This window comes from Psychrobacter sp. APC 3279, from assembly GCF_030407795.1.
Taxonomy (GTDB): domain Bacteria; phylum Pseudomonadota; class Gammaproteobacteria; order Pseudomonadales; family Moraxellaceae; genus Psychrobacter.
The window spans coordinates 20382-46002 of the sequence record NZ_JASDCR010000023.1; the positions used below are offsets into that span (position 1 = coordinate 20382).

Genomic DNA, 25621 nt, shown 5'->3' on the forward strand with positions numbered 1-25621 from the left:
CGCCAGCTTTTTTTATTCAGCTGCGCATATATAATTCAGTGGTGTATATTATACATAGTATTTTAGGTATTGCAAGAGCAATCTCTAGTATCATTAGAGATGCTCCTTCTTAGACTGGTTACTAACCATACAAACATTTTCATCTAGAACTATCATTTGTTTTGAATAAAATTAATCTAAAACAATATCATACTGCTCTTGGGTATATAGGTTCTCTACATCAAAAGTAATCACCCTACCCAGTAAATACTCTAAATCGGCCACTGTGTCTGACTCTGTCGTAAGCAGTAAGTCAATGACTGCCGCATGAGCCACCACTGTGAACTTTTTGGGAGAATTATAAGTGCGTGCGCAGCGCATAATCTCACGGAAAATCTCAAAGCAAACGGTTTCTGCGGTTTTAACAAACCCTCGTCCTTGGCAAGTCGAGCACGGCTCACAAAGCTGTTGGCCTAATGATTCACGCGTGCGCTTACGTGTCATCTCTACCAGTCCAAGCTCACTAACCTGCGTAATCTTTGTTTTTGCATAATCTTGAGTAAGCTGCGCCTGTAAGCTCTCAAGCACGTCATCTTTATGCTGCTGCTCAAGCATATCGATAAAATCTAGAATAATAATGCCGCCTAGATTACGTAGTCGTAGCTGACGGGCGATAGCATGTGTGGCTTCTAGATTAGTCTTATAGACCGTATCCTCTAATGAGCGACCGCCCACAAAAGAGCCTGTGTTAACATCAATCGTGGTCATTGCTTCCGTCTGATCAATAATCAGATAACCGCCAGATTTTAGATCGACACGGCGTTTTAATGCATCACGCAAGTCGTCCTCGACACGGTGTACATCAAATAGCGACTGCTCTGCAGTGTAATGCACAATTCGATCATAGACGAATGGAACAAACTCTTTGGCAAAGTATCTGACTTGCTCATAAATCTGCGTATTATCAATGATGACTTTTTCAGTATCAGCGTGAACCAAGTCACGGATAGAACGTAATGGTAATGACAGTTCTTGATAGATCAGCTCTGAGCTCTGATGATGATTAATCTCTTGGCGACGAGCACAGATAGTACGCCACAGCTGCAATAGGTAATAGATGTCCTCTTCTAGCTTATCGACAGGCACACGCTCAGCAGCGGTACGGGCAATCAGTCCACCTTTTAGATTGACCGTTTGCATTAGGCTACTAAGCTCATTCTTTAATCGGCTACGCTCTTCTTCGCCATCAATACGCTGCGATATACCAATATGATCACTCGATGGCAAATATACTAGATAACGTGATGGTAGTGAGATGTTGGTCGTTAGACGAGCACCTTTGCTCCCTAACTGATCTTTGGTTACCTGTACCAAAATACGCTGACTTTCATGTAGGCGATGCTGAATCAATGTTTTAGACGCTGGTACTATTTCTGTGCTTTGCGCACTGACAATAGGCGGTGTCACAGCCAAGCTATCAGCAGCAGCATTGGTAGTCGCATCGTCCTCATTTATCTCGTGCTTAGTGGCCTTAGCCGCTTTGTTTTTTTCTGCAACGGGGCGTGGTTCACGCTGCATATCGTTGACATGTAGAAATGCGGTCCGTGATTGACCAATATCTACGAAGGCTGCCTGCATACCAGGAAGGACACGTACGACCGTCCCCAGATAGATATTGCCGACCAACCCCAGTTTGTGATGTCGTTCAATATAAATCTCGCCCAAAATACCATTGTCTAAAACCGCAACACGGGATTCCATTGGACTAATATTAATCAGCAGCTCTTCGGACATAGTTTTTTCTCTTATCTCTCAGCTTTCTTATTAGACGGTCATCGCCTATTAGATTGACAGTGTAACAAATGCGACTTGCTCTTGCCCATTACCCTACCGTGTCATTATGTGCATATCCCATTATAACGGGTTGACTGTGTCCATACTGCCTTCTGTCATTTCTTTGATTAGTGCCAGTGTTTGTGCCAGTGGCAGACCAACGACATTGGTATAGCTGCCATTAATACGACTGACCCATGTAGCACCCAGTCCTTGAATGCCATATCCACCTGCTTTATCAGCAGGTTCGCCACTATTCCAGTAGTCGCTCATCATCTGTGTCGTCAGTGGTATAAAAGTCACTTCCGTACGTTCAGTGATTCGCTGCTGGTTAATAATTTGCAAGCACTGTGTAGGTTCTGATGGGCTTGGTTCTGCTATAGGCAATGGCTGTACTTGAGTCGCTTGAACGGCAGTCCATACTTCGTGGACGTTATCAGACATACGCTGCCACATACTATATGCGTGCTCACGACCGACGGGCTTGACCAATACTGTCTTGCCATCTGACAGCACGCCAATGGTATCAGAAGTCAAAATAATAAACGGTGATGTAAGGCTATCGTGATTTGCTTGAGAGGTGTCGCTTGATTGTTGTATCGCGGCATCAGCTTTGGTTGCGACCATGCGTTCGATATAGTCTGTTGGCGACTCATTATCTAACGGCGTCTCGTCGATATCTACACTTAAGATAGTAAAATCTAATTGCGCTCTTTCTAGTAGCTCACGACGACGCGGAGAGCCAGATGCCAAAACGATATCCATCGATTTTCTCTTCATTTGTAAATTTATGATGTGTGTGGTTATACAGTATTGTGGGCTGAGTAATCCAAGCTGTTAAACAAAGTAATCTTGATAACTGATAATTTATTAACGCGAAAACTTGCGTAAAGCAAACAGCACGAGTGGCCAGCTGAGAATACTCATAAACAGTGACAAAGCAGACTGGGCGACAAAGACGTTTTGAATAAACATCTGTAGTATCCATAGATTTAACTGAAAGACAATCAGCCCTAGACTAGCAATTAACCAAGCGCTAACGGTATTCAACTGTCTGACGTAGATACTGGTAATTTTGATAACTAGTGCAACAACAACAGCGGCGAACGCTTGCTGCCCTAAATGCGTATCCATCAATAAATCAGCAATCAGTCCAACCGTAAATGCGGTAAAAATGCCGACATAGCGCGGCTGAAACAGCAACCAATAAATCAGCACCATGATCATGACCATGGGACGCAATGTGGCCATACTTGGGCTTAATGGATAGACATTGAGTGATGATGCAGCGATGAAACTTAGAACAATCACAACTATCAATAGTACCGTGGCATTCTCAGAATCAGGATACGACATGGGTACTTACCTTAGCGAGTGTTTGATGGTTGCTGTGATATTGTTGATTGGATATTGGCAAGGTGAATACCATAAATGGAAAGCTTTAAAACGTTAATAAACCAGCTCATTAGCCGTCAATACCATGGCTTACGTCGTTATCTACGGAGCCATAGCAGCAGCATTGTTCTCATTTAACAGCTTGTCTTGAAGTATTAAGACATAGGCATTATCGATAAAGTTGGCTGCTGGAGTAACTTCGATCGTTCTAAAGTTATCAGTTTGCTCGTCTTTGACATGCGCGATACGCCCTACTCGATAACCTGCCGGAATACGACCGCCCAATCCTGACGACACTAGCTCATCACCTACTCGCACATCCGATGTTTTGAAGACGTAATTGAGACTTAATGAAGATGGGATACCTTGACCTGTGACGATAGCACGCTGACCAGTACGCTTAACAGTAATCGCAACTGACTGCTGCTCATCTGTAATCAACAACAGACGGCTAGTATTCGGATAGACATTGATAATCTGCCCTAATACGCCGTCTTCATCGATGACCGTTTGCCCAACTTGTACGCCGTCTTGCTCACCTTTGTTAAGCACGACAATTTGTCTGAGCAAGTTGGTATCTGTACCGATGACTTGCGCCAAATTAAGATCGAACTGCTCAGGCTTGGTGGTAGATAAGATACCTTGCAGACGTGCATTCTGCGCCAAGATATAATCTTGCTGTTGTAGCTTGGCATGCGCGTGTATCAATTGCGACTTTAGCTGCATGTTTTCGCGACGCAGTGCTTCTTTTGATTGTAGACTACCACCTGCCCAATGCTTGGCATAGCTTGGTAATAGAGACAGCTCATAGATTGGCTGCATGGCGGCATGACTGGTGCTACGTACAGGCTTAAACCAATCAGAGTTTTTGCTATCAAACCACATCAAGATTAAGGCTGCTATCAATACAATAACAGTCTTACGAAGTGATAACGGCTGGCGCGCAAAAATACTTGGAGTCATAAGTCGTCTGATTTAAGGATTCTAAAATGAACAATAGCACTTATTTACAGCATGAGTGTTTATCGAGGATATTGGGTTCTAGCACAAATGAATGCAATTAAAGGTAGCACAATCGGCTACCTTTAATTTTATATATAGTCAATTTTCTATAAATTGGGTACGGTGTCAGTCTCGCTCAGCCTCCTATGTGTAGTACTTTCGCTCAACTTCCTTATATCCAAATTATATTAAACCGACTATATTTATAGTTTCATCATTCACACAAATCATCATATATTGCCAAGACTATATGGCAATTGAAGATAAAGATGATTTAAACAAAAATCATGTTTAAACTTTTGTTATTGATGAAATCAAGCGCGATACCACCACCACGGCTAACGCAGGTTAATGGGTCTTCTGCTACCGTTACTGGCAAACCAGTCTCTTGCGAGATAAGTTTGTCTAAGTCACGTAATAGCGCGCCGCCACCTGTCAATACAATGCCACGCTCAGCGATATCTGATGATAACTCTGGAGGAGTCTGCTCAAGTGCTACTTTTACAGCGCTAACAATACCGCTCAATGGGTCAGTCAATGCTTTTTGCACTTCTTCTGAATTGACAGTAAAGGTCTTTGGCACACCTTCTGCCATGCTACGACCACGAACTTCTACTTCTAGTTGGCTGTCTTCATTCAATGCAGAACCGACTTCTTTTTTGATACGCTCAGCGGTCGTCTCACCGATGACACAACCATGCGTACGGCGTACATGGGTGATGATCGCTTCATCAAACATATCGCCACCGATACGAATTGACTCAGCATATACGCAACCAGACAGTGCGATAACAGCAATCTCAGTTGTACCACCACCGATGTCTACAACCATAGAACCACTGGCTTCATGAACTGGCATACCAGCACCGATAGCCGCAGCCATCGGCTCTTCTAGCAATAGTACTTTGCTCGCGCCTGCTGATGATACTGCCTCACGAATCGCCTTACGCTCAACTAGAGTAGACTTGCATGGTACACAAACCACAACGTTAGGCTGTGCCATAAAACGCTTGGCTTTTACTTTAGCGATAAAATGCTTAAGCATTTTTTGCGTCACTTCAAAATCAGCAATCACACCGTCTTTTAACGGGCGAATTGCTGTGATGTTCGCAGGCGTACGACCTAACATCTGCTTGGCATCGATACCAACAGCGGCGACGGTCGGGTTCTGAGTACGATTGCTTCGTAACGCGACCACCGTAGGCTCGTCAAGCACGACGCCTTTATTAGGAATAAAAATTAGGGTGTTCGCAGTACCGAGGTCGATAGCGATATTATTTGATAAAAATCCAAACAGGTTCATGACTAATATATCCAGCGTCTTACGAATGAGGCGAATGAGATTGACTGAGGTGTTACTCGTCAGTATTGAGCAGGTCGTCGTTAAACATTACTTGTGGCAACAGTTAATCATCCCAACAAGTCAAAATCCAAACAATAATGATGAAATGAAAAAACTGAGCTAAATTATACCGATTTAGCTCAAAAAAAACATAGATATTTGCATCAGTCAGTAAGGATTTTTGTCTTAGACGCCAAAAGTTGTTACAAAGTTTGAAATAGTAGTGAATATCATTCAACTCAATGAAACATCATTTAATCTGATAACTAACAAGGCTCTACAGGCAGATGAATGTTTTGCTTAATAGCAGATGCATACTGTAACGTATTTTAGAAGCTAATTGGAGAGCAATTAAGGAACAATGATGAATTAGGGGGTCAGTTTTGCAATTCTCTGTAAATCATTGTGTCTTAATTGGCATTATGGCTCGGCTAGTACCATATCTTATTTAATATTACGTCTTTATCAATTCAGTTTCTTGGTTGAGATTGTGCATCAATCAAGCGTCATGCTCTGTAAACTTGAGCCAGATGCTTTATAATAAGCCCACTTACTATTTATATCTATTTTAATTGTTTCTATTTTAGCGCTTACGTATTTTCGTTTTCGTAATCAACTACTCTAACAAAAACTGTCCTTAACTGGAGAAACTATGTCTCAGCAGCCAGCAACGTCTGACAGCAACGTCAGCCGTGAAGAAATCCTAGAAGTTGCCAACCTTGCCCGCTTAGGTATCGATGAAAGTACAGCCGATAGCTATGCTGATGATATCAGTAAAGTATTAAAACTGATGAATACGCTATCTAACGTTGATACCACAGACATCAAGCCACTAGCCAATATCCATGAAGCTTGCCAAGAGTTGCGTGCTGATGTAGCAAAACACGATATCAATCGTGAGCGTAATCAATCAGTCGCGCCTGCCGTAGAAGAAGGCTTATATCTAGTGCCTCAGGTGATTGAATAACAGTGGCTGAGTAATACAATCACGCATTTGCCATTATCTCATTTTATTTTATGCTATTAACATTTTGACGGACGACACCTTATGTCTGAACTTCATTTATTAAGTACCGAGCAGCTCATTACTGGCTTGCAAAACAAACAATTTAGCAGCGCAGAATTAACCGAGCATTACATTAAGCGTATCGATGCGCTAGACAGCAAGATTAACAGCTTTATCACTCATACTTCTGAGACAGCACGCGCACAAGCGAAAGCGGCAGACGAGATGCGTGCTCAGGGCGATCAGCGTCCGCTACTTGGTGTCCCGATGGCGCATAAAGACATCTTTTGCACCCAGGGCGTACTGACCACTTGTGGCTCAAAGATGCTACATAACTTTGTCTCACCATATGACGCGACTATCGTCTCTAATATCGACAAGGCTGGCATGATTAGCTTAGGTAAACTCAATATGGATGAGTTTGCGATGGGCTCAGACAACAGTAGCTCATACTACGGTACGGTACAAAACCCTTGGAACCTAGAGCGCGTTCCTGGTGGCTCGTCAGGTGGTAGTGCTGCTGCCGTTGCCGCTGGTTTTGTCCCTGTTGCTACCGGTAGTGATACGGGTGGCTCCATTCGTCAGCCCGCTTCATTCTGTGGTCTAACAGGTATCAAGCCTACTTATGGCCGTGTGTCACGCTTTGGTATGATTGCCTACGCCTCAAGTCTAGATCAAGCGGGTAGCATGGGACGCAGCGCTAAAGATTGCGCCTATCTGCTTCAGCCAATGATTGGTCATGATCCGCGCGATGCCACTTCTATCAAATATGAGATGCCTGACTACGTACAAGACATCAATGATGCCCAAGCTGCTGCTGGTGATAAGCCATTTGACGGTCTTCGTATTGGTGTGGCAAAAGAATACTTCGGTGCAGGGCTTGATAGCGAAGTTGAGCAAGCAGCACGTGCCGCTTTAAAGAAGTACGAAGAGCTGGGCGCAACGATTGTAGAAGTGAACATCACTGATCCTGAAATCACGCTTGCCACTTACTACATGCTAGCACCTGCTGAAGCATCATCGAACCTATCACGCTTCGATGGCGTACGTTTTGGCTATCGCTGTGAGAACCCAACGGACCTTATAGATCTATACACGCGCTCACGCTCTGAAGGTTTTGGCCCTGAAGTACAGCGCCGTATCTTGACAGGGACGTATGCGCTATCGGCTGGCTACTTCGATGCTTACTATACTAAAGCACAGAAGATTCGCCGCTTAATTGTAAAAGACTTCGACGAAGCCTTTGCTAGCTGTGATGTGATTGCTAGCCCGACTGCACCGACTGCGGCTTATAAGCTTAGTGAAGACCTAGATCCTGCAACGATGTACTTAGGCGACGTCTATACCATCGCGGTCAACCTAGCGGGTCTACCTGCACTCAGTCAGCCAGTTGGTTTGACGACAGAAGGCCTACCTATTGGCTTGCAATTAATCGGTAAGCATTGGCAAGAGAGTCAACTGCTCACGACTGCGCATCTATTCCAGCAGCATACTGATCATCACCTACAACACTCTACCATCGCAAAGGAGACGGTATAATGAGTACAGCTACTACTGATAATAATGCCGTCCGTGAACACGCCGTGCGTAAAGAGCTATTTGTCGATGGCTATGAAGTGGTCATCGGTATCGAGATTCACTGCCAGCTAAATACGGAAAGTAAGATCTTCTCAAGTGCGCCGACTGATTTTGGACATGAGCCAAACAGCCAAGCTAGCATCGTCGATTTGGGTTTGCCTGGCGTATTACCAGTGCTAAATGCTGGTGTGGTCGATCGCGCATTAAAATTCGGTATCGGTGTCAATGCTGAGCTGGGTCTGTTTAATACGTTTGACCGTAAAAACTACTTTTATCCTGATTTACCTAAAGGCTATCAAATCACCCAGATGGCCAATCCTATCGTGGGTGAAGGCTATATCGATGTCGTCGTCAACGAAGGCGAAAAGAACGAATACCCTAAACGTATGGGTATCACTCGCGCGCATCTAGAAGAAGATGCAGGTAAATCTGTCCATGACGCAGTCGATGGTATGACAGGTGTGGATTTGAACCGTGCTGGTACGCCGCTAATCGAAATCGTCTCTGAGCCAGACATGCGCTCAGCTCACGAAGCACTTGCCTACATCAAAGCCATCCATCAGCTAGTCACGTGGCTAGGTATTTCAGACGCAGTAATGGCCGAAGGCTCATTCCGCTGTGACTGTAACGTCTCTGTGCGCAAGCCAGGCGCTGATCTCGGTACACGTACTGAGCTAAAGAACCTAAACTCGTTCCGCTTTATCGAGCGTGCTATCAATCGTGAAATCGAGCGTCAAATCGATATCCTAGAAGATGGCGGCAAAGTCGTACAAGCGACGATGCTATATGATCCAGAGCGTGATGAAACGCGTACCATGCGTACCAAAGAAGACGCTAACGACTATCGCTACTTCCCTGATCCTGACCTGCTACCTGTCCGTATCGAGCAGCATACGGTTGATGCGATCAAAGCAGCGATGCCAGAACTACCAGTTGCTCGTCGCGCACGCTTTGAAGAAGCGCTTGGTTTGTCAGAATATGACGCTCGTATCTTGACTGGTAGTCGTCAAATTGCTGACTACTTCGAAGATGTGGTGGCTGAAATCGGTCAGAAAGATGCCAAAATGGCTGGCAACTGGGTCATGGGCGACTTGCTCGGCGCGCTGAACAAAGATGACACCGACATCATCGACTCCCCTATCAGCGCTAAGCAATTGGCTGGCATGCTCAAGCGTATCAAAGATGACACGCTATCTGGCAAACTGGCTAAAAAAGTCTTTAGTGCTCTATATGAGCGCGAAGGCGGCGATGGTGATGATGCAGCAGATAAAATCATCAAAGACAAAGGCCTCAAGCAAGAAACCGATACTGGTGCTATCAAAGCGATGGTCGAAGAAGTCATCGCAAAAAATGAAGTGATGGTCGAAGAGTATCGCGGTGGTAAAGAAAAAGCCTTTAACGGTCTAGTCGGTCAGGTCATGAAAGCCAGTCGCGGTAGTGCTAACCCACAGCAAGTGAACCAAATTCTAAAAGAATTATTGGGTTAACATTGGCTGCTAAGCAATTATACTGACTATGCTAGGCAGAATAATATTGTAGAGTTTGGCTGCTATAAATAGCCCTTGCAATATACATAATTTTGCGTAAAATAGTCAGTCACTCGGGGCGTAGCGCAGTCTGGTAGCGCACTACACTGGGGGTGTAGTGGTCGCAGGTTCAAATCCTGCCGTTCCGACCAAACATAGCAGTAAAGAGAAAAGCCAATCATTGTTTTCAATGGTTGGCTTTTTTTTGTGTTAAATTTGGCTGGCTAATATATGGTGCAATGGGTAAAAAACAAGTTAAACTTTAGTCAGTTTTTAAGAATAATATTGAAAACAGAATACTTCGTAAAGCTAGGGTTAGTTACCCGAACGCCAGCCATTTCATGCTTTAGGATGGAATGGCTTGCACCTATTTAATTGAGATATAAATAACAAGTAAGGCATGATTATGAAATCTAGTCGTAAGGTAAATATAGATGGGTATTACACAATAATTAAAGATAATATTCCTGAGATGAGTATTGGCTTTAGTACTTGGTCACTTATCATAACCCATGTTTCAGACTCGTTTCAGTACCATAAGCTTTTTTTAGGAATTATAGACAGATTAGAAAAAGAGCATAAAAAAAATGTCGAGGTTATTTTTGATAAATCTCTAAATATGTTAATTAATGATTTTTATGATGGGCTAGATGGTGGTTTAGATACTGAGATTAATAATGCTCTTATAGGTCTCATGAAATATGGCACACCTAACGGTCAAGAGATAGCTTTTATACTTCATGACATTACTTCTAATTCAGTAATATATGCTTTTGAAGAATTAGAGAAAAACATACCTGAACCTAACGCTTTCAAATACATGGTTTCAGATATGATTACTTTACTATTAGGTCTTTTATGTTTTAAGAACAATATATTAATTCCTGTTGGCTCTGCAGCACTTCATATATTCTCAAAAAATTATAACAAGTTACTTTATATTGGAGATGCAGATTTTGATTGGCTTATAGAGTCTAAAATATCTACAAAGAATAAAGAAAAAGCTGATAATCGTTGGTCAAAGCACAATCAAACTAGACCTAAAAAAAAGAAACAATACCTAGAAGTTATGGATCAACAGAACTTTACTACTTTTTCTGAAACAGCCGAATATATAAAACAAAATATAGAAACAGACAAGACCCCATCTTATGACACTATTAAGCGATGGTTAAGCCAAGCAAGAAAGGGCGATTTTTCGTAACCTATCATAACTGTGGTATGCAGGCATACAACACGATATGCAGGCATACCATGCTCTATACATGCAAAAGTATTTAGCTATAACCACACAACCTATAATATAAATCCATGAAACGTCACACACCGTAGTGTAACGGTATAACATGGAGCTAAATAATGACCCAGCAAGATCATACCCCACCTCATTTAGAACAGCAGCCACAGCATAATGCGCCTAACAACTTATCAAAATGGCTACTCCCAATATTCAAAACAGTATTCAGCATCCTATTACCTTACCTGCTATCACCTCCTGATATCAGCATTCACATCCATCACATTAGTATCATGTTTTAAAGCCAAAAAACCGAGCACTACCCTAGCGGATACTTGTCATCTATAGACTTTTATAGAGCGAGCCGTTAGGGTAAATGCTACACCTTTACACTGGTTTATCCTATGTCCGAGCCTATCAATCAGCCCACATCTAACTGCCTCATATATAAAGCACCTTGGGAACGTTACCGCCGACCTTATGTGCGCGATTTGGCTTATGTACTGGCGTGCCCCAATGTTTTGACGCAGTGGCTAGACTTTGCACCGCATCAGAACACACATACGGTTGCCGTGCATAGTGCGCAATTTTGGCAGACGCAGTTTGAGGCGTATGAGCAACGATTAGTAGAGCTAGATACCACCGTCGCCTATCAAGAGCTGACTCGCTATTTACTCAAACGCCCAAGTCCCAATCGACTGGGTTTCCATTTTGAAGGCTTACTGTCATTTTGGTTAGAGGATGGATTTGCGCGCAAGCTGCATTCGTATGAGACATTGGCTAGCAATGTGCAGCTCTATAATGGTAAGCAGACGACTGGCGAGCTTGATTTGATCTTGTATAACCATGCAGAACAGCTGGTTGAACATTGGGAGCTAGCCATTAAGTTTTTTATGGGGTCAGCACCTTTTGAGCCTGTGAACTGGGTTGGGATTAACTCCAATGATAATCTACAGCGCAAAATGACACACATGCAGACCAAACAGTTTCGATCGGTGTGGGTAGATACAGAAAATCATGGACAGGTAAAAATTGATAAGCGTTATGGTGTGATCAAAGGGCGATTCTTTTTACCGATTAACACAGCTGGTTGCGGTGATTATGACTGGCCATATTGGCTAACGCCGAGCTTTCCGATGCATGAATGGTGTGATAAAAGAGACATGGCAGGTCTTGCAACGATTGACACTACAGATTTGCGAGCCGCGCATTATATTGAATGGTTCACCAAGCGCGACTTTTATGATGAGCGAACTGCTTATGATGGTCATCAGCAGCCGATAGTTTGGTCAGATAACGAGCTACCTAAAACAGGTTTATATTTTGAAGGCAATCGACCAATCGTTATCTATCCAAGACAGTCAAACCAGCACAATGAGTAAATTCGGCTAACCTCAACTCTTAAAATAGAGTCCCTTCGATAATATTCTGGTCTTAACAATTGGACAGCTTTCACAGAATGCTTAATAACTCTCAATCACTTGCATTAGCTCATATCTAAGCATATCGGCACTCGGCATACGCTCAGCGTGGAAGCGCACCATCGCAATACCTGCACTGGCAAGCGCCTTATCTTTTTTATCATCCGCTTTTTGACGGGCTTTGCTACTATGCGTCCAGTCATCAAGCTCGATAGCGACCAAGGTAGTCTGAGCATCGACATCCACAATCACATAGTCAACGCTCTGACGACAAATACGATTGAACCAAAAGCTACGCTCTGATGTCTCGCTACTATTGGCCTCAATGATCCGTGACAGCTGTACTTGGACAAATATGTGATACTCCGGTAGCGCATTTTTTAACTTATTAAAAAATATCACTTCCGTATCGGTCATGATTGGCATCGGCGCAAATGGCCAAATAGCCAACTCATCACCGCGTACAGGTTTTGGATCTGGCTCAACGACGGGGCGTTTTGCTAATAGCTTCGGTAACGTAATCAGCCCCAAAAACCCAACGGCCAATATTAAAAATATAACACCAAACGACATGGTTCTACCTTATACAGTATGAGAGTGATGGGCTAATTGTCATTATTGATAGCAATTAATAATACGCCGACCACGACAAAGCAACCTATATAGGCTGACAGGTTATACAACAACGGATTATAAAAATGGCGCTCATCTTAACTAAGGCGTCGCTAATCAGCAATCTATAAAACAAAAAACACGACAGTATTTGTCGTGTTTTCATATAAAGTAGATAAAAATCGAATCGAGACCGTTAGAAACGCTCTAGCTTAACGCCAATAAAGCACCCAAGCACTGGTCGTATTAACTTTAGGGTCACTATTGATTTTATCTTTTAGTGCCAATGCTGCGACTTTACCACGTTCAGGCCCAACCACGACACGCACTCCACGACTGGTCGCACTGGTCTTGACTTGATAACCTGCTGCTCGGAATTTTTTCGCTAACTCATCGGCTTTGGCTTGGTCATTTGCTAGAGCCACTTGCACTCCGAAGCTACCCTTAGCGTCTGTTTCTTTGACTTCTTTACGCGCTTCGCTCAGCTTTTGCTGCGCTTCACGTTTTGCATCGGCAGATTTCTTCGCCAGCGCTTCTTCTTGCTGACGCTTCTTCTCACGTGCTTGTTCAGCGGCTGCCGCTTCACGCTCTAAACGCTGTACCTGTTTGCTCGATGGGATAGTAATACTTTGACCCAGTTGTAGCGCTGCCGATGGCGATAGATTGTTAGCTTGAGCCAATACTTCTACAGGCATATTATATTGTCTTGCTAGCTTGATAAGTCCATCGCCTTTCTTGATTTGGTATTCAGAAGGCGATTTTGGTGGCTCGTTTTTAGCCGCTTCAGCTGCTTCTCTTTTTCTCTCAGCCGCAGCTTGGGCTTCAGCCTGCTTTTTTGCTTCGGCTAGTTTCTCTGCCTCCGCTTGTTTTTTACTCTCGGCAAGTTTTTTGGCGGCCGCTTGCTCTTTGATAGCCGCTTGCCTTTGAGCTTCTTGTTGCTCTTGAGCCGCTTTTTGCTTCTCGGCTTCGCTAGACTTTGTAGTATCAGTAGTAGACTGACTCTCCGTACGAGGCTGAACCGTTAGATCTGTAGTAACGTCTTTTGTAGACTCTGTATTGGTAGTTTCGTCAGTAGCTGGCGCACTATTATCGACATATTGCTGGCTCTCAGCACGTGCCTTAGCCAACGCTTCTGCCTCAGCAACTTCTTGCTCTGTCAGAAACTCTTTTGCACGTTTTTCTTGCTCTGCAACGCGGGCTGCACGCTCTTTTTGCTTTTGCGCAAGGATACGTTTTTCTGTTTCGATATCAGTTGTGAGCGGCTGCGGAGATTCTTGCTCCGAGCTTAGTTTGTCGACCATCGCTGACATCGGCTCTGGTTGGTCACTATCGCCAATCTGTTGCACCATGGCGTATAGCATCACGCTACCGCCGATAATCATCCCAATGCCCAATAAGGCTTGTCTCGAAAAGTTCATCCGTTTACGTCTCTTAGTTGGTAATAAGGTTGATTGAGCGGCGCAGCGACTATCTCAAAGCAGTATATCAAATTGCTTTAATCATAATCTCTTACCGCCAGTTACTGTCAGTTAATGCCATCAAGGTTCAAAATTTGTGCCGACCATCTTCTACTAGTCTGGCAAATCATTTTGATTATAAAGCATATTTTTCATGCTGTCTGCTATCAGGCTACGACTAAGATTAACATTAAACTGGCGCTACTTTAACTTAAATTATCATACGCTAAGGGCACTTAACGCTTCCCCAATCGTATGAAACGAGCCACATACGACGATAAGGTCTTGCGGTTGGCTCGCCTCTATCACTGCATGGGTCGCTGTATGCAAACCATCGAACTCATATATATTGGTGCTATCGACATATTTAACCAAGACATCTTGCAGCTGCTCAGTAGTCGCGGCACGAGGGTAATCAATCTCAGCGACAAACCAATCACTAACCGGTAAACCTGCTTGGGTTAAGCGCTGCACAACCTTATCGATATCTTTGTCACCTAACATAGAAAATAGCATTTTTATCTTTGGTGTAGGGATATCTGTTGAGCTATCTTGATTACTTTGCTTGGCTACATGCTGCTGCCAAAACGGTAATAGCTGCGCTAGTAAGAACTCAACACCTTGCTCATTATGCGCCACATCAAACAACCAATGACGGCTATGGCTCTCACGATAATCGAAGCGACCTGCCAGTTTGACAGTTCGTAACGCTTGCTCAATCGCATCGATATCGACATCTAATGGACTTGCTAATACTGCTGATAGTGCATTGGCGGTGTTAGTCAACGATAGCGCAGGACGTGGTAATTGCAAGGTAACCGCTGCATTACTGTATTGCCAAGTCGTTGCATCAATATCGCGATAGCTAAAATCTTGTCCAATCTGATAACAAGTTGCCTGCTGAGTATCGATGGATTGTTGCACGCTGGCTGGCATCTCAGTAGCACCATAAACCAGAGGAATGCCTTTGCGCAAGATACCTGCTTTTTCGCGACCAATATCCTCGACATTGTCACCCAACCAGTCAACGTGATCGATACCGATATTGGTAATAACTGCCATGTCAGGATCAATAATATTGACCACATCTAGGCGTCCACCCAACCCTACTTCTAATACCCACACGTCACAGTCTGCCTCAGCGAATATCAATAACGCTGCTAGTGTGGTCATCTCAAAGAAAGACAATGTCAAATCGCACTGTAAACGCGCTGCCTCTACTTTGCTAAAGGCCTCAATCAGTGTCTGATCGCTGACCATCTCGCCATTGATACGTACGCGCTCATTGAAGGCGCTAAGATGTGGCGACTGATATAGTGCCGTCTTATACCCTGCGGCTTTACACATTTCGGCAATGACAGCAGTTGTAGAGCCTTTGCCATTGGTACCTGCCACAGTAAATACATAAGCGTCATCTTTAGCTGACTGCACCACGCCTAACGCTTCTGCAACAGGCAATACACGTGACAATCCCATATCGATTGCAGACACATGAATCTGCTGCATATAATCGAGCCACTCAGTTAGGCTAGCACTTTCATTAGGACTATGGGTGTTGGGGCTGCGAAGGTCAGATGTTAAAAGGTCAGACATGGATAAAACCTATATAAAATTTAATAAGAGATAAAAATATATGTGTTGGCTAAAACCAAAAATAGCACTTACCGTGCAATGACGATAAATGCTATTAGGGGTCTTGCATATGCAGTAGATGTTAGCACGCAGCTAAGTCATTATGCACTCAATAAATGATTCATTATACTGAGTCACCTTATCGAGCATCTCATTTTACTGAGCATCTACATTTGGTACGCGGCATAGTTTTGCAAGCAGACGATAGATTGTATCAATTAGCTGATGACGATGTACCACTTCATCCACCACACCATGCTCTAATAAGAACTCAGCGCGTTGGAACGGCTCTTCTAACGTCTCGCGCACAGTCTGCTCGATCACGCGCTTACCAGCGAAACCGATCATCGCTTTTGGTTCTGCTAGATGGATATCACCCAACATCGCCAGTGATGCAGTTACGCCGCCGTATACCGGATTGGTCAATACCACGATGTAAGGAATTCCAGCGATTCTTAGACGCTCAATCGCTGCTGCCGTGCGTGCCATTTGCATCAATGACAATAGGCCTTCTTGCATACGTGCACCGCCAGAAGCAGCAAAGCAAACCAAAGGCACTTTTTGCTCTAGCGCTTTTTCAGCTGCTTGGACGAAACGATCGCCAACGACTGAACCCATTGATCCACCCATAAAACGGAAGTCAAAAGCACAGGCGACGATATCAAGGTTACGCAGTTTGCCATACATCGCAACCAACGCCTCAGACTCACCTGTTTTTTCTTGTGCTTCACTCATACGCGCAGGATATGGCTTACTATCCACAAAGCTCAATGGATCTTTTGCCGTAAATTCTTGTCCTGTCTCGCCGTCTACTTGATCAAGTAACCAGTTCAAACGCTCACGAGCACTCATCGGTAAATGATGATCACAATGCGGGCACACATAACAGTTAAAAATCAGCGCCGTGTTGGTAATCATCGAATGACAATTACTACACTTAGTTGACGGTTCAGTCTCTACCGCAGACAGTGGCGCAGTCAGGTGCTGCTTGATACCTGGGATAGGACGATTGAACCATGACTGCCTATCCGTATTGCTGTTTGGCGCGGCTTTAGCAGTATTGTTATCGGGTTTTGTTATTGTATCAGTCATATTATTTGCCATCATAAAAGGCTTATTGACAAGTTTGCTCATTCGCTTGTCATTGAGAGTTTAATGGTTGTCTAAACAAAGCGTCTAATACAGTCATAACATGAGCAGTCATGCGACATATTGATAAATAAATCTCGTATATCGGTAATTTGATTATGCGCTTGTTGATAGATAATATATTTGCTAATCAAAATGACAAATAAATCACTGCTATCAGACACCATATAATAGTGATGTTAGTTTACACTCGTAAACTAATTTTAGCAAAGTCATTTAGTATTGTCTTCACGTAAAGCATTTAAGTAAAGTCTTAAGGTAAACAATAGCTGCGATTTGACTTTGCCGTTTCAAATAACTACTTCTTCAAATGACTATCTCTTCAAGTAACAACAATATGAAAGCAATAGCTATTAAGCGCTTAAGCTGTCTAACGCTTCGCGTAGCTCATCCATTTTCGCCATGATGTTCTGCTGTGCATTTGCAACCGCCGCAGTATCGTTAGCATCAATATCAGCAAAATTCTGTACCAAGGCACTACCGACGATAACGCCATCTGCATGAGTACCGATCGCTTTTGCAGAAGCACCATCACGGATACCAAAGCCAACACATACTGGCAAGTCTGTTTCCGCTTTGATCGCTTGAACTTGAGTTGCTACATCGTCAGTATTTAGCGTGGCTGAACCAGTCACACCTTTTAGTGATACATAATAAATATAGCCCCCACAATGAGTCAATACTTGCTCACGGCGCTCAGGTAAGGTGGTTGGCGATAACAAGAAAATCTCATTCATCGAATGATCAGTCAAATGCTGAGTGAAGCTACCCGCCTCTGCTGGCGGCAAATCTACCATCAACAAACCATCAACGCCTGACTGCTCGCATAGCGCGACAAAATTGTCATAGCCGATGATTTCAACAGGATTAAGATAGCCCATTAGGATGATTGGCGTTTGCGTATCTGTTTGACGGAACTCTGCAACCATCTTCAATGCATCACGAGTACTCGTACCTGCGGCTAATGCACGCTCACCAGCCAACGCTACAGTTGGGCCATCGGCCATTGGATCAGAGAATGGCAGACCGACTTCGATCATATCGGCGCCGTGTTTCACTAAGTCGTGCAACAGACCTACCGTAGTGGTCGGATTAGGATCGCCTGCCATCACATAAGGAATCAAGGCTTTTTTATTTTGTGATTTTAGAGTTTCAAAGGTACTTTCAATTCTGGTCATAGTGGTCTCTTAATTGTTATAAACTGGCTTGTTTGACCTTTCATTTAATAATCTATATTGAACAATAAAAGGTCAAACAATTTTTCTTATAAAGAAGAATCTAGTAACTTATAAATTTGATAACTTATAAAGATATTCGTTACTACAATTCAATCCCTTCTGCCTTCATCACTGAATGCAGATCCTTGTCACCGCGACCTGACATATTAACGATAATCGTCTGATCAGGGGTCATGGTTTTAGCCAGTTTCAATGCATAAGCGACAGCATGAGCAGTTTCAAGTGCAGGGATGATACCTTCTTTGCGCGTGGCCTCATGGAATCCTTCTAACGCTTCTTTGTCCGTACAGCCGACATACTCAACACGCTTCATATCTTTTAGGAAGCTATGCTCTGGGCCAACACCAGGATAATCAAGACCCGCTGAGATAGAATGCGTCTCTTGAATCTGGCCATCATCATCTGCCATGAGGTAAGTACGATTACCATGTAGCACGCCGATACGACCAGCAGCCAATGGTGCTGAATGACGACCTGACTCGATACCATCGCCTGTTGCTTCGACACCATACATCTTAACGTCAGTATCGTTTAGGAAGTCAAAGAACAAACCAATAGCGTTTGAGCCACCGCCAACACAGGCAACCAATGCATCAGGCATTTTGCCTGTTTTTTCTAGATGCTGAATGCGTGCTTCTTTGCCAATAATCGCTTGGAAATCACGAACCAATAGCGGATAAGGGTGCGGGCCTGCCACAGTACCGATAATGTAATAGGTGCTATCGACATTGGTCACCCAGTCACGCATGGCTTCGTTCATCGCGTCTTTTAGCGTGCGTGAGCCAGAAGTGACGGGCACAACTGTCGCGCCAAGTAAGCGCATACGATAGACGTTCATTTTTTGACGCTCGACATCGTCAGCACCCATATAGACGATACATTCTAGCCCTAAGCGTGCCGCAATTGTCGCCGTCGCTACGCCATGCTGTCCTGCACCAGTCTCAGCGATGATACGTTTTTTGCCACACATTTTGGCAAGCAGTGCCTGACCAATGGTGTTATTTACTTTATGCGCGCCTGTATGGTTTAGATCTTCACGTTTGAAGTAAATTTGCGCACCGCCAATCTCATCACTCAAACGCTTAGCATGATACAGAGGCGTTGGACGACCGACATAATTGACCAAATCATTGTGATACTCGTCCCAGAATGCTGGGTCTGCTTTTACTTTGGTATAAAGCGTTTCTAGCTCTTCTAGAGCAGCCATTAGCGTCTCAGAGACAAAACGCCCCCCATGTACACCAAAATGACCGCGCGCATCAGGATACTGGTTGAAGTCCTGTACGTTTTCAGGATTGGTAAAAGTATTAACCGATTGTGCGGTAGCAGATAAATCTTTGTTCTCGACATGACTCATGATAATTCCTACTGTAATAAGTGGTATTTTTTAGATAACTTTAGATAAATAGAGAGAGAATAATAAAAAGGATAACAATCTAATAAGATTTAAGCAGAAAAATCGGAATAACGATCAACTAAGCAGATTACGTATAGCAAATAGCTTGATACAAACCCATTTAGATGGCGCCAGTGACCGTAGCGTTTTGCCATCGATCGCGCTTGACCGCTTTCATAAAGGCACGCATTTTGGCAGCGTCTTTTTTACCTTTATCAACCTCAATACCACCGCTCACATCGATGCCATAAATAGGCAAATCTAATGTCGCAGTAACATTGTCGGCATCAAGTCCACCGGCCAAAACGATCGGCAGTGCGCTGTCATGTGGAATGAGACTCCAGTCAAAACGTGCGCCAGTACCGCCATACTTATGCTGATGATAAGCATCCAGTAAAATACTACTGGCACCTGCGGTCGCAAACTGGTTAATTTGGGCGCGAACGCTATCGAGGGTGTCTTGCTCTGTATTGATACGCAATGCTTTAATCCAGCGTTTATTGACCATGCCTGCCAGCTGTTGGCACTGCTCAGGCGTTTCATCACCATGGAACTGGATAATATCAAAAGAGACGTTGTTTACTAATTTGAGCAGCTCATCTTTGGGCATATTGACTACCAGTGCCACCACGCTGACAAAAGCAGGTACGGCAGCGCTCAGGGTTTGCGCCTGCGCTATCGTGACCGCACGTGGGCTTGGTGGATAAAACACCAAACCCACTGCATCTGCACCTAGCTGTGCCGCAGTCTGTATATCACTAAGCTGAGTAAACCCGCAAAACTTAACGTGCATTTTGTGACCTTGCGTTTCATGGTACTGAATATGACACCGATTATAGCGGCATCAGATAGTTTCAAGCTAAAGATAAATCGTTAGATGTGATGAGGTTTTGTTAACCAAACGGCAAAGCCATTGCATCCAAAAACTTATCCTAGCATACTTTTATCCTTAGTTTTGTTTATGATTGCTATTGATTAATATAGGGATACTTTGATGTCTAAGACTGCGCAGACAGCCGCTACTGATACTGATACTGATACTGATACTGATACTGATACTGATACTGATACTGACGACAATGCTACTAGCAAAAATCCACCGCATTACTTGATGTGGTTTCGTCGTGACCTACGTATCCGTGACAATACCGCTTTAGCAGCGCTTTGTGAACGTGCAAAAGAAGACAACGCTTCAGTGTCTGCCGTATTCTTTTTAACCCCTGAGCAGTGGCAAGCGCATGATACGTCCCTTGTACAAGTTGATCATATTGCTCGCACGCTACCTATTCTAGCAAAGGAGTTACAATCAAAACTGAATATCACTTTAACAGTACAGCTCTGCCCAAGCTTTACTGACTGTATAGAGGCGCTTACAACCTTATGCAATGACAATGAAATCAGCTGCATCATGGCCAATCACGAGTACGAAGGCAATGAGATTGATCGTGATGAGCAGTTAAGCAAACAACTTGCAAAAAACGATATCGAGTTTGTCCGCTGGCATGACCAATGCATTTTGCCACCGCAAACTATCACGACCAATGATGGCGATAGTATGTATAAGGTCTTCACCCCGTTTTATAAAAAATGGCGACATACATTGGACGTCAGCACCATCCAAATGCATGATGCACCAGCAGTGGATAGCGATTATAAAATCAAACTACCATCATCGCAAACGTTTGCCAATACAATCGACGATATCGAAGCACTAAGTGAGAAGATGCTCAGTGACTATCAGCAGACATTAGAAAAGAAAGAGTCATTACAGCATATCGATATGACAGCTCAGCTTGACCACGCAAGAGACGCCTATCCTGCAGGTGAGTCTGCCGCTTGCCAGCGTCTAGAGGCATTCGTCGATGATGATATCAATAATTATGATGTGAACCGTGACGTTCCCCATCTGCACGCAACCAGTAAGCTATCGGCTTATCTCACTATAGGCTCTATTAGCCCTAGGTTCTGCTATCTACAGGCGAGCAAAGCACAAGAGAAGCTACACGGCAATGACGGTGATAATGAAGACATCAATCGTTGGATAAGTGAGCTTGCGTGGCGAGACTTTTATCGCCATGTACTGGTCGAAAAACCAAATCTGATTCGTCATAAGGCTTATAAAGAAGATACTGACACTAAAGTTAATTGGTCATATGACAATGATGATTTTGAGACATGGTGCACTGGCAAAACAGGCGTGCCACTGGTCGATGCAGCAATGCGTTGTTTAAATGCGACAGGGTTTATGCATAATCGTCTGCGCATGGTAACAGCGATGTTTTTGACCAAAGACTTGCTGATTGATTGGCGCATGGGTGAGCGTTACTTTATGCAGCAGCTGATAGATGGCGATTTTGCGTCCAATAACGGCGGTTGGCAATGGAGCGCGTCGACAGGTACGGACTCAGCGCCCTACTTCCGTATTATGAATCCCTTTAGCCAAGCCAATACGCATGATCCTAAAGCTCTGTTTATTAAAACTTGGCTACCAGAGTTAAAAGATATTCCTAACAGTATCTTGCACAACGAAGATAAGATGCGTAAAGAATTGGCAAAAGGTGGTAAGTTTTCTGATGTCGACTATCCTGCGCCAATGGTCGAGCATAAATCAGCACGCAAGCTAGCTATTGCTGAGTTTAAAAAAGAGGCTTAAGTCTAAAAAAACAACCAGCAGACTAGCTATTGGTAGTGACTGGCAACTGGCACGCGCCTGCACCCTGAGTAGTAACCGTCACTACCGCTCCCGTGAGTGCAAACAGCTGCTGCAACTGGGTTTGCGCATTTTGCAATGCCATATTCATGACATCACCTCGGCAAGCACGCTCAAGCACTTCTTTCTTTGCCATAGTCTGTGCCTGTGCCAATATCTTAGGGTCAACTTGCATCATACCAAAAGCCCCTGTCTGCCAGTCGTAAATCTCAATATCATCCAGATATACTGAAAATATCTCTGTGGGCGGCAAAGTGATATTGATTTGCGGTATAGTGGCAGCTGGTGAGTTGGGCTCAGCTACTTGCTCTTCGTCTGCATTAGCTTGAGCAGGCTGCACCACCTGTACCATCTCAGGCGTCAGTGCACTCAAATCGACCCCTGCCTCTACGCGACCATGAGCGATAAACAAGGCCTTTTGCTCATCCTGCCACAGTTTCATCCAGCTCCCAGGTCGCTCGCTCGTAATCACTGTATCGACGCTGAATGCGACGGTATGTAAGCGATTTAACTGCTGAATTTGCGTGACCACCCCTTCGCGAGTAATAGTTTCTATCGGCGCTTCTTCTGGTTTGTTTTGCGCACTATAAATAGCAAAAACAATCGCTGCTAGACCGATGAGTAATATCACCCACGACATTGTCGCAATAGGACGTTTCGCAGGCTTTTGAGTGGCATTAGCGTTATTCATATCAGGATTATCCATAGAAGCTACCTTTATAATGTTGCATCGTTTTTACAAGGCTAACTGTATTATCAAAACTCTGTAATACCTGAGCTATAAATGCGACTATTGTGCAGTAACTTCAAGTAATGGCTACCATTCCTCTACATAACTTTATCTATAAACCTCTACGCAACCACCTCAATAAACTGTTGCCAAAATAAGCAGTACTTTCGCTATAAAATCATATGAATAGTTCAATTATTTATCCCTTATTGAAGCCTTTGCGTCACGTTCGGTCTGAAAAGACAAAAAGTCATTGCGTCTTAGGCGAACTTTACCTAACATAGTCAGATTGTATGAATAAAATGTCAGTCTTAAAGCATTTATCAGGGTTTTGACCTGAATATATTGCATTTTTGGCATATTGATACATCAAATCAAATTTGCCTCTCTTTTCTGAGAGTGGTTTTTACTGATGTGCTTTGTATATAAGCAGATTGGTAACTAGGAAATACCCTAGATTATTGCTAAGTGATAAAGGTAAGCTTGCGGCGGCAATGAAACGATTAGCCATACGCTCAACATCCTACTATTTCTTATTTTTTTATCGTTGATAAGGTTACGCTTTATTTATGAAAGCCAGTCAATTTTTATTTGCCACACTAAAAGAAACCCCAAGTGACGCCGACATCGCCTCAAGCCAATTGATGGTGCGTGCTGGTCTTATCCGAAAGATTGCTTCTGGATTGTATATTTGGTTGCCTATGGGTCTGCGCGTTTTGCAAAAGGTCGAACGCATTGTTCGTGAAGAGATGCAAAACGTCGGCGCACAAGAAGTGCTTATGCCGATGACTCAGCCTGCTGAGCTTTGGCAGACGACCGGACGTTTTGATGATTATGGTCCTGAGCTATTGCGCTTCAAAGACCGTCATGATCGCGACTTTGTACTTGGTCCAACACACGAAGAAGTCATCACCAATCTAGCACAAGGTGAGCTGCGTAGTTATAAACAACTACCGATTACTTTCTTTCAGATTCAAGGTAAATTCCGTGATGAGATTCGTCCACGCTTCGGTGTGATGCGTGCTCGTGAATTCACCATGAAAGATGCTTACTCTTTCCATGTGGATCAAGCCTCATTGGCCAAAACTTACCATGACATGTATGATGCTTATACACGCATCTTTACCCGCTTGGGCTTAGATTTCCGTGCGGTACAAGCAGATACCGGCTCTATCGGTGGTTTTGCCTCACATGAGTTCCATGTATTGGCAGATAGCGGCGAAGACGATATTGCGTTTTCGGACTCATCTGACTATGCAGCCAACGTTGAGCTAGCAGAATCTGTCAGCACCGCTGAGCGTCAACCACCAAAAATGGAGCGTGAAGACGTTCTAACTGAAGGCATGACCAGCTGTAAAATGGTTGCTGAACACTTGGACATCCCGTTAGAAACGACGGTTAAAACCTTGATCGTTCATGGTCATACTGAGAATGATGAGCCGCAGCTGATTGCTATCGTATTGCGCGGCGATCATCAGCTCAATACTATCAAAGCTGAGAAAATTGAAGAAGCCAACGTACCATTGACGTTAGCATCTGACGAAGAGCTAAAAGCGGCAGGCCTACACAAAGGTTATATCGGTGTTAATTTAGATATGCCTGTATTCGTTGATCGTTCGGCAGCTGCACTTTCAGATTTCGTTTGCGGTGCCAACGAAGTGAACAAACATACTATCGGTATGAACTGGGCACGTGATACTCGCATTACTCGCATCGTTGATGTGCGCAATGTACAAGAAGGCGACCCGTCTCCTGATGGTAAAGGCAGCCTAAAAATCAAACGTGGTATCGAAGTCGGTCATATCTTCCAGTTGGGTGATAAATACTCACAAGCGATGAACTGTACGGTTTCTGGTGAAGATGGCAAACCTGTTACCTTGATGATGGGCTGTTATGGTATTGGTGTTAGCCGTATCATTGCCGCTGCTATTGAGCAGAACAATGATGAAAACGGCATCATGTGGCCAAAAACGCCAACGGTTGATGATTCAATCGCTCCTTTTGAAGTCGCTATCATCCCGATGAAGTCTAAAGAAGAGACGGTCATGCAGACGGCAACCGCACTGTATGAAGAGTTGAAAGCTCATGGCATCAACGTACTACTGGACGATCGTAATGAGCGCCCAGGCGTTAAGTTTGCTGATCTTGAGTTGATTGGTATTCCGCATCGTATCGTCGTCTCTGATCGCAACTTGGCGGAAGACAAGTACGAGTACGTCAATCGCCGTGAAGCCGAAAAGCAGATGCTGAGCCGTGAAGAAGTCATGGCAAAAGTAAGCGGTAAATAGTCTTGTAATTAAAGACTATATAACAAAAAGCGCCTATCTCATCACGTGAGATAGGCGCTTTTTTTATTGGCTTAAAAACTATTTAACATT

22 protein-coding genes and 1 tRNA gene are annotated in these 25621 nt (G+C 43.9%); 10 read left to right on the top strand and 13 right to left on the bottom strand.

The window, feature by feature from the left end:
- Positions 1-171: 171 nt before the first annotated feature.
- The 5 genes from QL898_RS12185 to QL898_RS12205 all read right to left on the bottom strand — a co-directional run bounded on the left by QL898_RS12185 (position 172) and on the right by QL898_RS12205 (position 5512).
- Positions 172-1773 carry an Rne/Rng family ribonuclease gene (locus QL898_RS12185; RefSeq protein ID WP_201548324.1) on the bottom strand — a complete coding sequence of 534 codons (1602 nt, stop codon included), beginning with the start codon at positions 1771-1773 and terminating at the stop codon, positions 172-174.
- A gap of 120 nt (positions 1774-1893) precedes the next feature.
- Positions 1894-2577 carry a Maf family protein gene (locus QL898_RS12190; protein WP_290177005.1) on the bottom strand — a complete coding sequence of 228 codons (684 nt, stop codon included), beginning with the start codon at positions 2575-2577 and terminating at the stop codon, positions 1894-1896.
- A gap of 105 nt (positions 2578-2682) precedes the next feature.
- Positions 2683-3168 (bottom strand): rod shape-determining protein MreD, encoded by a 486-nt coding sequence (gene mreD, locus QL898_RS12195; protein WP_101204871.1) that lies wholly within the window; start codon positions 3166-3168, stop codon positions 2683-2685.
- 141 nt (positions 3169-3309) lie between these two features.
- Positions 3310-4170, bottom strand: coding sequence for a rod shape-determining protein MreC (gene mreC, locus QL898_RS12200; protein ID WP_290177007.1), 861 nt, complete (start codon positions 4168-4170; stop codon positions 3310-3312).
- Positions 4171-4483: 313 nt separating this feature from the next.
- Positions 4484-5512: a rod shape-determining protein gene (locus tag QL898_RS12205; protein ID WP_082624553.1), complete on the bottom strand. Its 1029-nt coding sequence runs from the start codon at positions 5510-5512 to the stop codon at positions 4484-4486.
- A 34-nt stretch (positions 5513-5546) separates the two neighbouring features.
- Here QL898_RS12205 and QL898_RS12210 point away from each other — a divergent pair, with 34 nt between their 5' ends.
- The 8 genes from QL898_RS12210 to QL898_RS12245 all read left to right on the top strand — a co-directional run bounded on the left by QL898_RS12210 (position 5547) and on the right by QL898_RS12245 (position 12280).
- The gene (locus QL898_RS12210) at positions 5547-5675 is read left to right on the top strand and encodes a hypothetical protein (protein ID WP_261863515.1); all 129 of its coding nucleotides are present in this window, start codon (positions 5547-5549) and stop codon (positions 5673-5675) included.
- A 528-nt stretch (positions 5676-6203) separates the two neighbouring features.
- Positions 6204-6518: an Asp-tRNA(Asn)/Glu-tRNA(Gln) amidotransferase subunit GatC gene (gene gatC / locus QL898_RS12215; RefSeq protein ID WP_290177008.1), complete on the top strand. Its 315-nt coding sequence runs from the start codon at positions 6204-6206 to the stop codon at positions 6516-6518.
- A gap of 81 nt (positions 6519-6599) precedes the next feature.
- Entirely contained in the window at positions 6600-8096 is a 1497-nt protein-coding gene (gene gatA, locus QL898_RS12220; RefSeq protein ID WP_290177009.1) for an Asp-tRNA(Asn)/Glu-tRNA(Gln) amidotransferase subunit GatA, read from the top strand.
- The gene (gatB, locus tag QL898_RS12225) at positions 8096-9622 is read left to right on the top strand and encodes an Asp-tRNA(Asn)/Glu-tRNA(Gln) amidotransferase subunit GatB (RefSeq protein WP_290177010.1); all 1527 of its coding nucleotides are present in this window, start codon (positions 8096-8098) and stop codon (positions 9620-9622) included. Before gatA ends, gatB begins: the two co-directional genes overlap by 1 nt.
- A 114-nt stretch (positions 9623-9736) precedes the next feature.
- A tRNA-Pro gene (locus QL898_RS12230) sits at positions 9737-9813 on the top strand.
- A gap of 254 nt (positions 9814-10067) precedes the next feature.
- Positions 10068-10865: a hypothetical protein gene (locus QL898_RS12235; protein ID WP_290177011.1), complete on the top strand. Its 798-nt coding sequence runs from the start codon at positions 10068-10070 to the stop codon at positions 10863-10865.
- A gap of 155 nt (positions 10866-11020) precedes the next feature.
- On the top strand, positions 11021-11200 hold the full coding sequence (locus QL898_RS12240) for a hypothetical protein (RefSeq protein WP_290177012.1): 180 nt from the start codon (positions 11021-11023) through the stop codon (positions 11198-11200).
- Between the two features lie 102 nt (positions 11201-11302).
- A complete protein-coding gene (locus QL898_RS12245; protein WP_290177013.1) occupies positions 11303-12280 on the top strand; it encodes a DUF1853 family protein in 978 nt (325 codons plus the stop codon).
- Positions 12281-12361: 81 nt separating this feature from the next.
- On the opposite strand, the gene QL898_RS12250 is transcribed toward QL898_RS12245, so the two are convergent.
- The 7 genes from QL898_RS12250 to QL898_RS12280 all read right to left on the bottom strand — a co-directional run bounded on the left by QL898_RS12250 (position 12362) and on the right by QL898_RS12280 (position 20626).
- Complete coding sequence (locus tag QL898_RS12250; protein WP_101204933.1) at positions 12362-12892, bottom strand: DUF2726 domain-containing protein; 531 nt, start codon at positions 12890-12892, stop codon at positions 12362-12364.
- A 251-nt stretch (positions 12893-13143) separates the two neighbouring features.
- Complete coding sequence (locus tag QL898_RS12255; RefSeq protein ID WP_290177015.1) at positions 13144-14349, bottom strand: LysM peptidoglycan-binding domain-containing protein; 1206 nt, start codon at positions 14347-14349, stop codon at positions 13144-13146.
- 258 nt (positions 14350-14607) lie between these two features.
- Positions 14608-15981, bottom strand: a complete 1374-nt coding sequence (gene folC / locus QL898_RS12260) for a bifunctional tetrahydrofolate synthase/dihydrofolate synthase (RefSeq protein ID WP_290177016.1) — start codon at positions 15979-15981, stop codon at positions 14608-14610.
- Positions 15982-16176: 195 nt separating this feature from the next.
- Positions 16177-17124: an acetyl-CoA carboxylase, carboxyltransferase subunit beta gene (gene accD, locus QL898_RS12265; RefSeq protein ID WP_180952657.1), complete on the bottom strand. Its 948-nt coding sequence runs from the start codon at positions 17122-17124 to the stop codon at positions 16177-16179.
- Between the two features lie 398 nt (positions 17125-17522).
- Positions 17523-18347, bottom strand: a complete 825-nt coding sequence (trpA, locus tag QL898_RS12270) for a tryptophan synthase subunit alpha (RefSeq protein WP_290177017.1) — start codon at positions 18345-18347, stop codon at positions 17523-17525.
- A gap of 142 nt (positions 18348-18489) precedes the next feature.
- The gene (trpB, locus tag QL898_RS12275) at positions 18490-19764 is read right to left on the bottom strand and encodes a tryptophan synthase subunit beta (protein ID WP_290177019.1); all 1275 of its coding nucleotides are present in this window, start codon (positions 19762-19764) and stop codon (positions 18490-18492) included.
- Between the two features lie 160 nt (positions 19765-19924).
- Positions 19925-20626, bottom strand: coding sequence for a phosphoribosylanthranilate isomerase (locus tag QL898_RS12280; protein WP_290177025.1), 702 nt, complete (start codon positions 20624-20626; stop codon positions 19925-19927).
- Positions 20627-20797: 171 nt separating this feature from the next.
- Between QL898_RS12280 and QL898_RS12285 the strand changes: the two genes are divergently transcribed.
- Positions 20798-22456 carry an FAD-binding domain-containing protein gene (locus QL898_RS12285; RefSeq protein WP_290177020.1) on the top strand — a complete coding sequence of 553 codons (1659 nt, stop codon included), beginning with the start codon at positions 20798-20800 and terminating at the stop codon, positions 22454-22456.
- A 22-nt stretch (positions 22457-22478) separates the two neighbouring features.
- Here the strand turns inward: QL898_RS12285 and QL898_RS12290 are convergent, their stop codons facing one another.
- Complete coding sequence (locus tag QL898_RS12290) at positions 22479-23219, bottom strand: DUF4230 domain-containing protein (RefSeq protein WP_290177021.1); 741 nt, start codon at positions 23217-23219, stop codon at positions 22479-22481.
- Between the two features lie 593 nt (positions 23220-23812).
- Between QL898_RS12290 and QL898_RS12295 the strand changes: the two genes are divergently transcribed.
- Positions 23813-25531, top strand: a complete 1719-nt coding sequence (locus tag QL898_RS12295; RefSeq protein ID WP_201548338.1) for a proline--tRNA ligase — start codon at positions 23813-23815, stop codon at positions 25529-25531.
- The last annotated feature ends 90 nt before the right edge of the window (positions 25532-25621 follow it).